We start from the raw sequence: 12,591 nt of genomic DNA, 5'->3' as shown, positions 1-12,591 counted from the left end.
TAAAAAGCCGTCTCAATCGATTAAATCTATTGGCGACGGCCTTTTTCTTTAAAACGTAGGGACATTAGCGTAACTGTCCCGCCAGGCGCTGAAGTTCCCTGCATACAAGGGCGATAACGTTTTCCCATTCTCCCGGCTGCGCTTGGCGAAACAGGCGCAGCGACGGATACCACGGACTGTCCTCCCGTTGCTGCAGCCAGCGCCAGCAGCCGTCAAAACGGTTAAGAAGCCACACCGGTTTTCCCATGGCACCGGCAAGATGGGCTACCGCCGTATCGACGCTGATAACAAGATCAAGATTGGCAATCAATGCAGCCGTGTCGGCAAAATCCTGACATTCCGTCATCATATCGATCAGACCGGCCGCTACGGGAGCGGCCGGTCCCTCTTTCTGTAAGCTGTAGAATTGAACCCCCTCAACCGACAGCAATGGGGCAAACAAGGAAGGATCGATAGACCGCCTGTGGTCGGCAGCAGCGAGTACGGCAGAGGCAACCCGCCGTTTTCCGGCCCACACCAGTCCGACCTTCAGCATATCCCGGCTGTCCGGCATACGCTTACGCCAATTGCCAATACTCTCCTCCGGGACGGAAAGATACGGTACGTTAGCCGGGATTGTTGCCAATTGCGTATGAAAAGCCAGGGGCAGGCTCATCATCGGGCAATAAAAATCAAAATCAGGCAACGGCTGCCCGTAGGCGAGCACCTGGCTGACACCGTCCAAAGCCCTCAGCAGTCTGACAAGCGGCGGCTGCACCTCCAGTATCACGCGCAAACCGAGTTTGGCTGCAAGCGGCACATAGCGGCAAAATTGCAGCGTATCACCATACCCTTGTTCCGCCCGGATCAGCAGGGTGCGGCCTTGCTTCGTCATTCCTCCCTGCCAGCGGGGTTTTACCATCTTCGGTCTGGCGGCAAACAGCTTGGCAGACTTTAGCCGCCATTCGAATTTCTGCCATCCCCTTTCCATATCTCCGGACGCCAGCAGCGCCATGGCCAGATTGGTTTCCAGTTCCGGCCAGTTTCTTTTTAAAGCAAGGGCCTGTTCATAGACAGCAATCGCTGCCTGCACTTTTCCGGCGGATTTCAGGGCAACACCAAGGTTGTTCAGAGTGACCGGATAATCCGGCCGAACTGCCAGTGCCTGCCGGAAGTAGGCTATACTTTTTTCAAACTCACCCTGATGATGATAGATAGTACCGATATGATTCAAAGTATCCGGGTTGCCGGATTGAAACGCAAGCACTTTCCGGAAACACAGCAGCGCTTCTGTCAACGCTCCCTGATTCATAAAAATAATACCCAGCCGGTCCATTGCCGCCGCATAATTCGGGTTTATGGCAATCGCCTTTCGATAGGCTTCTATCGCGCCGGTTTCATCACCGCACCGTTCGCTAAACAGGCCAAAGCTATAGTATGCCTCGCTATACTCCGGCCTCAAGGCAACGGCATTTTGCAACTCCCTGATGGCTGCAGCATACCTTTGCCGCCCGGCGAGAGCCTGTGCATAATTGTAGCGTAATTCTGCGGAACCGGGCCTGATAGCCAGAGCTTTTTTAAACCACTTCTCCGCCTGGCTGAATTGACCGAGCCGGTATTCAATTTCTCCCATGAGCCGCAGGCCGGGAAGACTGTCGGGCCTGGCTTTTAACATTGCCCGGCAGCCGTCCCTGATTTTGCGTATTTGCGGGACATTGTCACCGGCCAATGCCGCTCTAATGGCTTGATAAGATAAACGCTGCATGCAAAAACGCCTCACTCATTATTTCCTGCCTTCATAGCGTAAAATTAGACAGCAAAAGCAACCGTCCTATTCATTATCGGACGGTTGTCTAGGAATTGTAATTGAAAAGAAAGCATAAACCTGCCGTTACGGTAAATTTATAATTCCTGCCTTTTATTTAGTAAAATCAAACAAAGAAGCGGCCAGTACCAGAGTAATGGTACAGCAGTTTAATCAGTACGTGCAGCGAAGGGCCTGCCTATTCTTGTTCTTCCTGCGGCATATCGTCCTCCTGTGTATTCTTGCGCAGCAGTACCCGGGTGATTCGCATGTTGTCCACTTCTTCAACAACAAGGTCATAGCCCGCATAAGTAATTTTGTGGCCCAACTGCGGCGGCATTTCCACTCTGGCCGACAGCCAGCCTCCAATGGTATCGACCTCGTCCTCCTCCAACTGTACGCCAAAAATATCATTAAAATCCCCGATGGGCAAGCGCCCGTCGATGGAATGGGACGCATCGGAACGGATTTCGACAACAGGCCGCTCCTCATCAAACTCATCCTGAATTTCGCCGACAATTTCCTCCAGAATATCCTCGACGGTCACTAATCCGGCTGTGCCGCCGTACTCGTCAATCACAATGGCGATTTGCGCCTTTTCCTTTTGCATAAGCATGAGCAAATTGCTGACCGGCATGGCTTCCGGTACCGCCATGATCTCCCGGTTGATCTCCGTAAGAGCGGGACTCTGCCCTTTAGCCAGTGCCGCCAGCAAATCTTTAATATGCACAAAGCCAATAATGTTATCTTTATCCGGATCACAGACAGGATAACGGGTAAGCTGTTCCGTCAAAGCCTTTTCCAGATTGACGTCAAACGGGTCCTGTGCATACACACATACCATATCGGTACGGGGAATCATCACTTCACTTACATGTTTTTCCGCAAAATCGAAGATATTATCGACAAAAGTAAGTTCCGTTTTATTGATATAACCCTGTTTATGACTTTCTTCCATCAAAATGCGGATTTCTTCTTCGGTATGAGCGGCTTCCTGTTCACTCGCCATCTGAATACCCACCATGCGGAGAATCCGGTTGGCAAGACTATTTAAAACCCATATAGCCGGATACATAAATTTATAAAAAGCAATAAGCGGAACTGAAGTCCAAATGGTCACGCTGTCAGCCTTCTGGATAGCCAGTGATTTAGGTGCCAGTTCACCCAGCACGATATGCAAAGCTGTAATAATGGAAAAGGCAATCGCAAAGGCCACCGTATGAATAACGGCTTCCGGCAGCCCTATATTCAGAAGCGCCGGCTCAATCAGGCGGGCGATTGCCGGTTCGCCAATCCAGCCCAGTCCCAGCGAAGCCAGCGTAATTCCCAGCTGACAGGCCGACAGATAGGCGTCCAGATTGCCTACCAGCCGTTTGGCATATTGTGCCCGAGCATTGCCTTCCTGTAACAGTGTATCAATACGTGTACTGCGGACTTTCACCATAGCGAACTCTGCTGCCACAAAAAATCCATTTAGCAAAACTAAAACCAGAACCAGAAATACATTCCACACTATCGACGCAGGGTCCAATAACATCCGACCTCCCGAAACAGCGGAAGTTCGGTCCACCTCCTTTTACTGTTCACAAGCTTTCCTTAAAAGTCTGTCCGGCAAGCTGATAAAATACACCGGATTTTTAAAACCGGAAAACGTTTATCTTCATGCTTATACGGAATGCATCGGACGCAGAATTTTAAGGCTATCCAATGCTTTTCCGGTTCCATGGGCCACACAGGCAAGGGGCTCTTCCGCTATAGACACCGTAATTCCGGTTTCTTTAACCAGCAACACATCCAGCCCCCGCAGCAAAGCGCCACCACCGGTCAGAACTATGCCGCGATCAATAATATCAGCGGCCAGTTCAGGAGGTGTGCTTTCCAGCGTGCTTTTTACCGCTTCCACAATGGCAGCGACCGGTTCAGCTAAAGCAAGCCGCACCTCCCGCTGCGAAAGAACCAGTGCCTTGGGCAGCCCGGTCAACAGGTTGCGTCCACGAATTTCCAGTTTTGCTTCTTCTTCCGGCATTGCAATGGCTGAACCAATAGCCATCTTGACAGTCTCCGCTGTCCGTTCACCGATAATCAGACTATGGGTTCTTTTTACATGCTGGCTGATTGCTTCGTCCATTTCATCACCGCCGACACGGATAGCCTGGCTGCTGACAATACCGCCCAGTGAAATGACCGCCACATCGGTTGTTCCACCGCCAATATCAACCACCATATTGCCTGTGGGTTCCTCCACACGCAATCCTGCACCGATAGCTGCCGCCATCGGCTCCTCGATTAAATACACTTCCTTGGCTCCGGCCTGTGTAGCCGCCGATACCACAGCCCTTTTTTCCACTTCAGTAATGACCGATGGAACGCCGATAACAACCCGTGGTTTTATATAAGAACGCGGAGGAACCGCTTTCCGAATAAAATAATTTAACATTTTCTGGGTGACGTCAAAATCAGCAATAACCCCGTCTTTTAGCGGCCGGAGGGCCGCAATATTCCCCGGGGTCCGGCCCAGCATGGCCCTGGCTTCCTCTCCAACTGCCAGCACTTCACCGGTATGCTGGAGCACCGCAACGACCGAAGGCTCCTGCAGAACAATGCCCTGCCCTTTGCTGTGGACCAGCGTGTTGGCGGTCCCCAAATCAATTCCCAGATCACAGCCTAATGCCCGAAACAGCCTAAGCATTAACAGCCACCCCTCTGCTATCCGCTTTAACTGCCTCATTGCAGCCGGAAATCCGCCGCCGGTGACACCAGCAGGCCGCAGCCAGCAGCACCAATGCCCCCCAGGTAAAAGAACTCAAAATATTTATCATGCTATTATATTCTCCTCTATTTCTAGTCAACCGAATTTGATTGCTGACAGAACAATCCTATTTATTACAGAACCTGACTAAAATTCTCGCCGCAACCAATTTTATCGGTTTAGTCGTTGCCCTTGAACTGAACAGCACTCCGGGAGAAGGAACAACGGTTACCCTGCGGCTGCCGCACAAAACACCCCTGCCCGGTAACATAATAAAGAAGCTCTCTTTGCCCAACCGGCAAAAGGAGCTTCCTCTTTTCAATTGTTGCTTAATATAATTCCCAGAATGGCTAATCCTCCAAGTGTTCTCATAATTTCTTCATGGTGCTCTTTTTCTCGTTGTTGCCGTTCGCGCCATTCTCTTTCACTCTCATGATGACGCCGTCTCATCTCCCGTTCATGCCGCCTATTTTCTTCTCTTATTCTTTGCTCGCGGTCTTTATCATACCGGTGGTGTGCCTGCCAGTCATGATGATCTCTGGGAGAGGCTTCTATTACGGATGCTCCGAAACCGAATTGCATGATACCTACCAGGGAATAAACGATAACTTTTTTGGCTAACTTGTTCACGGGGAATCCCTCCTTTATTTACTATCCACAGTATAATCTGGAAATATGACAAAATTGTGACTAAGTAGTCATTTTGTAGTAAATAAAAAAGAATACCTATATGAGCAACCAACCATACTAAATTTGATTTTTATTGCTGCTTGCCTGAATACACGGCAGCCAGCATGCTTTTATATTCTGCCAGGGCTTTCTCACCCAAAAGCATGGGCACATCTTCATTATTTTCTTCGTAATGCATAATCCGGCGCCGGGGTGTAATAAAACCACGCAATACCTCCGGCAGTTTTTCCCGATCGATATACCGAATCCTGGCATTTACAAAATAATCATCAACCACCCCGAAATACGCACACAATCTAAGCATATCCCTGCGTTTGAGCGGCAACTGATCTGTGGCGTGCAAATACAAGGCAAACGGCCTGATTCCTGTATCTTCACATACCTGATTTATGCTTACAGCAAAAACGCGGCATGCATGTTCCAGCTTCTGATTAAAGTTAACCATTTTACCACTCCATATATAGCAAAATTCCTAAAGCTATGATAAATCTATTTACTTAATCCTACTAATTTCGACATATTCCTTTACAATAATGATCAGCATGTAAAATTTGCCGTATACGGCAACACCGTTTAGCTGGATTTCAAAGAAAGCGGCCGAAACCACGGGGTTAATTGATTCTTTGCGTCCGGCCTGCCCGGTTATTGCCACTCAAAGACAATGCCGCCATAAGTCAGCCCGGCACCAAAACCATATAATACCATGATATTCCCGTTCTTAATCCGCCCCTGTTGTAACGCCGCCCACATGCCCAGAGGAATGGAAGCCGAGGAGGTATTACCGTAAAACTCATTACTTATCAGTGTTCTGTCCAGCGGAAAGTCAAGACGCTCGCAAATAGCCTGAATCATTCGCAGGTTAGCGCTATGCGGAACAAACCAGTCTACACCGGTTAGAGTTAAACCCGCCTTTGTTACTAAACCCTTCACGCTATCGGGGATATGTTTCACCACATATTCATACAAGAGTTTACCCTCCTGTTGAAATGTCCGCTCCTTCCCCAGCTCTTTGCCATGAATCTTTGCCGACAAATTGCTGCAGGAGGCATACCCGGCCAAGCTGCCGTCAGAAGCAAATGAGGAGGCAATAAAACTCCCTTTGCCATAAGTCCGTTCAACCAATGCGGCAACAGCGGCATCGCCAAACAGTACGCAGGTATTTCTGTCCGAATAATCCACCACTTTACTGATTACCTCGGCGGCAATCACCAGTACCTTGTTGCTGTGCCCGGCACTAATCAGGGAATCGGCCACGCAAAGTCCATATACAAAACCCGTGCAGGCGGCATTGATATCCATTGTCCCCGCATGTTTTATCCCGAAATGTCCCTGTACCAGTGCCGAAACAGTGGGTGTCAAATGGTCAGGAGTAAATGTGGTAACAATAACCATATCGACATCGGCTATATTCACTTGCTGCTCTTCTATCAGGTTTGTCACGGCCTGTATGGCCAAATCACTGGCAAACTCATCCCGATTCGCTATTCGTCTTTCCTGTACGCCGGTGCGGCGGACGATCCACTCATCACTGGTGTTAACCATACCTTCGAGATCATGATTCGTTAATTTTTTTGACGGGAGATACGCACCCAAAGCCGTTATTTTTGCCTGTGACTTACTATTCATCGCTACCTCACAAAATTATAATATGGTATTATCACCTGATACTATAATCATACAATAACTTCTCTTCATTTTCAATACGTACGTATACTCTTTTCACCGCCGATTCTTCCGGATTAAACTAAAATAATGCCTGGCTTCCCAGGCATTATTTTAGTTCTTTTTATTATTTTCCCGAATAGGAGGTTTTTAAATTGCGTTCTCCCTTATGTTTTTCCAGCGCCAATTGAATCAGTCTGTCGATTAAATCCCGATAGGTAATGCCGCTGATTTCCCATAACTTCGGGTACATGCTTATTTTGGTAAAGCCCGGTATGGTATTAATTTCATTAACGACAATATTATTATCTTTCGTGAGGAAAAAATCTACTCTGGCCATCCCTTCACAGCAAAGTACCCGGAAGGTGTTAACGGCCGTATCCTGAATCAGTTTTTCCGTCTCTGCCGGAAGCTGGGCCGGGATTTGCAGAATGGCTCCGTTTTCATCTATATATTTTGCCTCATAAGAATAAAATTCTTGCTGCGCTATGATTTCACCAACACGGGAAGCAACCGGTTTTTCGTTGCCTAATACGGCACACTCCACTTCACGGCCTTCAATAAATTCCTCAATCAATATTTTATTATCAAAAGCAAATGCCTCTTTAACCGCTTGATGGAACTGGGCTTCATTCTTCACTTTACTAACCCCGACGGACGAGCCTGCGTTAGCCGGTTTAACAAAGAAAGGAAGTCCGAGCTGCTTAGAAATATCCTGGAAATCCAGGGACTCCTGATCCCATTGATAATAAACCCTAAACCTTGCTATCGGAATGCCGGCATCCCGCAAGAGGCGCTTGGCGACATCTTTATCCATACCTACCGCCGATGCCAGCACACCGGGTCCCACAAAAGGAATGTCCGCTAATTTCAGCAATCCCTGAACTGTTCCATCCTCACCATAGGGACCGTGCAGAATAGGAAAAACAACATCAATATTGGCAGCTGCCGTTTTATCGAAAACCCCGATCAGCTGATTTTTCTCATTGCCCGGCACTAAAACGACATCCCTGCCGGTCTTAAGCGCTATGGTTTTGGGATCATCGCTGTTGAGCAAAAACTGCGAGCGGTTGTTTAAGTACCAACGACCGGCCTTATCAATGCCCAGCAAGGTAATATCATATTTTTCCTGATCAATGGCATCAATCACATTTTTTGCCGACTGCAGGGAAACTTCGTGTTCTGTAGACCTGCCGCCGAATAAAATACCCACATTGATTTTTTTCAATTCACCATCTCCCCATCTCCTTTTCTCTTTAGTTTATTTCCGCTTTCTCCGGATTATCCCTGCCATGACCTGAAGAGTTTACGTCTTTTTCTTGTAAAAAAAGACCGCCGCCATTTCACAAACTGATGTGAAACGGGCAGCGATCCAACTTATGGGCCTCACTTTTGGCGTTCCTGCTTTCCTCTTATCCTTCAGCAGCAGCTTTTAAAATACTCTGCTCCAAAACGGTAAGCCCGTGGTCCAGCTGTTGGTCTGTGACCACCAGGGGAATCAATAAACGGATGACGTTACTGAAGATGCCGGCGCTGATCAGCATGACCCCCTGTTCCAGGCAATACTTTACAACCTTGCCGGTTAATTCTTTAGCCGGCTCTTTGGTCCGGCGGTCCTTAACCAGTTCGATTCCGATCATGGCGCCCATCCCCCGTACTTCTCCAATGGCAGGACATCGTTCCTGCAGGGCTTTTAGACGGGTCATCGTTGTCCGGCCGATTTCCTCTGCCCGGCTGCAAAGCTGGTTGTCCTCAATAAATCTAATGGTTTCCAGACCAGCCACACAGGCTAAAGGATTGCCGCCGTAAGTCCCGCCAATATTTCCCGCATCAGGAGCGTCCATGTACTCCGCTTTACCGCTTACGGCACTAAGGGGAACACCGGCGGCAATGGATTTTGCCGTGGTCATCAAGTCCGGCTCCACACCCCAGTTTTCGATGGCAAACATCTTTCCGGTACGGGCAAAGCCGCTTTGTACTTCGTCGGCAATAAATAAAATACCCTTGCTTTCACAAATCGACTTGAGGCCCGGCAAAAATTCCGGCGGCGGTACGATAAAACCGCCTTCGCCCTGAATGGGTTCAATGATCATAGCGGCAATATGCTCGGCATCAATTTCTGCGGCAAAGAACCGTTCAAAATTCTCCAAACAATGCATACCGCATTCCGGATAGCTGGAGCGATAATGACAGCGGTAACAGTAGGCGGAGGGTACTTTATATATTTCGGGAGCAAACGGCCCGAAACCGTATTTGTAGGGCTTTACTTTACTGGTAAGGCTCATCGTCATAAAAGTCCGCCCGTGAAAGGCACATTCAAAAGCGATAATTCCGGTACGTTTCGTAGCATGCCGGGCAATTTTCACCGCATTCTCCACCGCTTCCGCTCCACTGTTGGCAAACATGGTCTTTTTCGGAGCCGGCCCCGGCATAAGGGAATTCATCTTTTCGGCAAGGGCCACATAAGGTTCGTACATGGCGATGGCAAAGAAAGAATGCAGCAGTTGGTCCGCCTGTTTTTTGATGGCATTCACCACAGGTTCCGGACAATGTCCTATATTTAAAACCCCTACACCGGCATAAAAATCCAGAAAATCCCTGCCTTCGACATCGGTAATAACAGCTCCCCTGGCTTTTTCTACGAAAACGCCGGTAGAATTGGCAATTCCCCTGGCAACCGCCTTGTTTTTCCGCCGGATTAATCTTTCGGTTCTACTTTCCGTACTGCTCATTGTAAACATCTCCCTACATGAATTATCAAAAAGAAAAGGCTGAACTAATCCTCTCCGGATGTCATTCAGCACCATTGCCTGGCATGCCATTCTATTTGCTACGGTTTAATAGTACCAAATTCACTCCCCAGCGTCTATGTGAATAGATCACAGGAATTGTTACGCTCCTTTGTGACATATTCACCCCGTCACGCATCAAAAGAAAAAAATCCACTGGACATTTGTTTTCCCACAATAACTCCCAGTTGCAGCGTCAAGCGGTCGTAAGGATCAGATAAACTCCTGCCGCTGATTTCCTCAATTTTTTTCAAGCGGTAATCCAGGGTATTGCGGTGGACGAACAGACGTTTAGCAGTTTGCGCCGCATTGCAATTTTCCTCAAAATAAACAAATAAGCTGTTGACCAGATTCATCTGATGCGTCCGGTCATATTCATTAAGCGGCTCAATGACTTCCTCATAATACAGCGCCAGTTTGTCCGAACCGATCTCCAGCAGCAATTTATAAATACCCAGTTGCTCATAAGCATATATAGGCAGCGAAGCCGTCTTTGAGTCGGCAAAAAGCCGCAGAACTTTCGTGGCCTGCAGATAACTTTTTCTGGCATCCTGCAAACAGTCGAAGCTGCCGCCTAAGGCCGCCGTAACCGCCAAGCCCGGCATTTCAGCTGCAAGCCGCTCAAAAACTGCCGTTAATATGCCGGTATTCTGCTGCTCTCCCGTACTGCTCCTGTCACAGGGCATCAGTAAAACAACATCATCAGCCCACAACATTTGCAAAACTTTTTCACCACGTAGCTTTAAAGCCTCACGGATACTATTTTCAAAACGCACTTTAAAGGCTACCAGGGCTTTTTCATCATTCACCTTGTTTTCCTGAAGAAAATTAGTCAACTGGACAGGGCTTATGATGGCAACCTGGTGGGGTTTGGTCAGATCATAGCCATAATAAGCCGCCCGCTGAATGAGCACTTCCGTATCAACCAAAGGGAAAAGCAGGAGTTGTTCCAAAAAATCCTTGATTGACCGTTCCTCGGTTTGTTTCAGGACAATATGACTGCAGATTTCCCTGGTCACCTCAATAAGTTTAACTTCCCAGGGAAGTTCAAAAACAGGAAACCCGGCTTGATCGGCCAGGCGGAGAACTTCAGGCGGAATTTCCCTGATATAAGGACCAATATTAATAATCAGTCCGGCCAGTTTCTTTTTGATAATTCCCCTTACCACAGCCTCCAGTTTACCGACATCACCGTTCAGGCCGATGCCAGTGATAATCAGCAGTTCGCCACCCTGTACCCAGGGGAGAACGTCGGGCAAATCAATAAAATGTACCCAGCGCACCAGGCGGTTTAAGCCGGAATGCCCGGCCACAATATTTATTTTAGCCAGGGAAGGCAAACTGATCACTTCGCGGCAACTGATCATGACCCGGCATCCTCCTCTCAGTGTAATTATTTGTTAAGGTTAAAACGTAAAGACGATTAGTTTTTCTTCCGTCATTTCTTTCACCGCATACTGCGGCCCTTCCTTGCCGATACCGCTTTCTTTAACGCCGCCATACGGCATATTGTCTGTCCTGAAGGTTGCCCCGTCATTAATGATAACCCCGCCGGCCTCGATTTTCATGGCGCATTCTCTGGCGATTTCCAAAGAAGCGGTAAACACGCCGGCTTGCAGGCCGTAGGCAGAATCATTGACCAGATCTATGGCTTCCTGAATAGAATCATAAGGTACGATAGAGAAAACAGGAGCAAAAGCTTCCATACACACAATCTTCATATCGGGCCGGACATTCGTCAGGATGGTTGGCTCAAACCAGGCTCCGCGGCGTTTGCCGCCTGTTAATACGGCAGCGCCCTCCCGGACCGCCTCATTGACCCAGTTCTCTGCCCGCACTGCTTCCGGCTCGCTGATCATCGGACCAATATCAGTGGCCGGATCAAGAGGATCACCCATAACAACCTTTTGGGCATACGCTACGGCATGATCGCAAAATTCCTGGTAAACGCTGCGCTGAACATAAACCCGCTGGCAGGAAATGCAAACCTGTCCCGCATTGGCAAAAGCATATTTGGCACATAACCCGGCAGTCGCAGGAATATCCGCATCGTTATGTACAATATTGGCGGAATTCGAACCTAATTCCAGCGCCACACGCCGGAAACCGGCATTCTTTAACAAACTTTTCCCCACAGCCGGACTGCCGGTAAAGCTGTAAAAACGAATCCGTTCCTCTTCCGTCAAGAGCGCCCCCAGTTTTGCTCCCGACCCTGTCACCAGATTCAGGTACCCGTCGGGCAATCCCGCTTCCGTAAAGATTTCGCACAACAGTACGGCTGACAACGGGGTAACGGTTGCCGGTTTATATACCACCGAGTTTCCGGCAGCCAAGGCCGGTCCGATCTTATGACAGGCTAGATTAAGCGGGAAATTAAATGGAGTAATTGCGCATACAACCCCCACCGGCATCCGCAGGGTAAAAGCCCAGCGATTGCCGCAACCCGGCGCTCCGGCCAGGGGCACCATCTCGCCCGTCAGCCGTTTTGCCTCTTCAGCGGACAATATCAGTGTCTGCTGCGCCCGCGCTACTTCCGCCAGGGCTTCCTTAATGGGTTTTCCTACTTCTTGGGTGAGAATTTCCGCCATTTCCTTTTGTTTTTCCATAAGAAGCCGGCTGGCTTTCATCAATATGCTATACCGCTGGTATGGCTCTATTTTCACCGTTCTCAATGCTTTTTCAGCAGCATCCACCGCCGCTTTTACCTCGGCTTCACCGGCCACGGACACAGTAGCCAGTTCACTGCCGGTCGCTTTATTTATGACAGCGATGTTTTCAGCGGTTGTCATCCATTGTCCGCCAATTAATAAACCATGGTTTTTCACGTTATCATTTCCTCCTTATTGCACAGCTTCCTGTTTTCTATCTTCTATGCCGCAAGGACAGAACTCAAAACTGCACAGGAGGAAACACAAGTT

General features: G+C 48.7%; 12 protein-coding genes. All 12 read right to left on the bottom strand.

Features of this window, described 5'->3' with window-relative positions; genetic code table 11:
* Positions 1-64: 64 nt before the first annotated feature.
* Positions 65-1,744 (bottom strand): tetratricopeptide repeat protein, encoded by a 1,680-nt coding sequence (locus P22_RS14645; RefSeq protein WP_054260972.1) that lies wholly within the window; start codon positions 1,742-1,744, stop codon positions 65-67.
* 238 nt (positions 1,745-1,982) lie between these two features.
* On the bottom strand, positions 1,983-3,320 hold the full coding sequence (locus P22_RS14640) for a hemolysin family protein (RefSeq protein ID WP_072169809.1): 1,338 nt from the start codon (positions 3,318-3,320) through the stop codon (positions 1,983-1,985).
* 129 nt (positions 3,321-3,449) lie between these two features.
* Positions 3,450-4,472: a rod shape-determining protein gene (locus P22_RS14635; protein WP_054260971.1), complete on the bottom strand. Its 1,023-nt coding sequence runs from the start codon at positions 4,470-4,472 to the stop codon at positions 3,450-3,452.
* Positions 4,465-4,602, bottom strand: a complete 138-nt coding sequence (locus P22_RS20635; protein ID WP_156318983.1) for a hypothetical protein — start codon at positions 4,600-4,602, stop codon at positions 4,465-4,467. Before P22_RS20635 ends, P22_RS14635 begins: the two co-directional genes overlap by 8 nt.
* Before the next feature lie 248 nt (positions 4,603-4,850).
* The gene (locus tag P22_RS14630) at positions 4,851-5,162 is read right to left on the bottom strand and encodes a hypothetical protein (RefSeq protein ID WP_156318982.1); all 312 of its coding nucleotides are present in this window, start codon (positions 5,160-5,162) and stop codon (positions 4,851-4,853) included.
* 130 nt (positions 5,163-5,292) lie between these two features.
* Positions 5,293-5,667, bottom strand: coding sequence for a hypothetical protein (locus P22_RS14625; protein ID WP_054260970.1), 375 nt, complete (start codon positions 5,665-5,667; stop codon positions 5,293-5,295).
* Positions 5,668-5,715: 48 nt separating this feature from the next.
* Positions 5,716-5,874 carry a hypothetical protein gene (locus tag P22_RS20630; protein WP_156318981.1) on the bottom strand — a complete coding sequence of 53 codons (159 nt, stop codon included), beginning with the start codon at positions 5,872-5,874 and terminating at the stop codon, positions 5,716-5,718.
* Complete coding sequence (locus P22_RS14620) at positions 5,865-6,848, bottom strand: ketoacyl-ACP synthase III (protein ID WP_054260969.1); 984 nt, start codon at positions 6,846-6,848, stop codon at positions 5,865-5,867. The genes P22_RS20630 and P22_RS14620 overlap by 10 nt, the downstream gene beginning before the upstream one ends.
* Positions 6,849-7,011: 163 nt before the next feature.
* Complete coding sequence (gene ddlA / locus P22_RS14615) at positions 7,012-8,112, bottom strand: D-alanine--D-alanine ligase (RefSeq protein WP_054260968.1); 1,101 nt, start codon at positions 8,110-8,112, stop codon at positions 7,012-7,014.
* A 184-nt stretch (positions 8,113-8,296) separates the two neighbouring features.
* Positions 8,297-9,616 (bottom strand): 4-aminobutyrate--2-oxoglutarate transaminase, encoded by a 1,320-nt coding sequence (gene gabT, locus P22_RS14610; protein WP_054260967.1) that lies wholly within the window; start codon positions 9,614-9,616, stop codon positions 8,297-8,299.
* 188 nt (positions 9,617-9,804) lie between these two features.
* The gene (locus tag P22_RS14605) at positions 9,805-11,040 is read right to left on the bottom strand and encodes a PucR family transcriptional regulator (protein ID WP_054260966.1); all 1,236 of its coding nucleotides are present in this window, start codon (positions 11,038-11,040) and stop codon (positions 9,805-9,807) included.
* 39 nt (positions 11,041-11,079) lie between these two features.
* The gene (locus P22_RS14600; RefSeq protein WP_082378510.1) at positions 11,080-12,498 is read right to left on the bottom strand and encodes an aldehyde dehydrogenase family protein; all 1,419 of its coding nucleotides are present in this window, start codon (positions 12,496-12,498) and stop codon (positions 11,080-11,082) included.
* Between the last annotated feature and the right edge of the window lie 93 nt (positions 12,499-12,591).

This window comes from Propionispora sp. 2/2-37, assembly GCF_001298735.1.
Classification (GTDB): Bacteria; Bacillota; Negativicutes; order Propionisporales; family Propionisporaceae; genus Propionispora.
The sequence above is the reverse complement of the archived record's forward strand: the minus strand, read 5'-3'. Positions and strand labels throughout refer to the sequence as shown.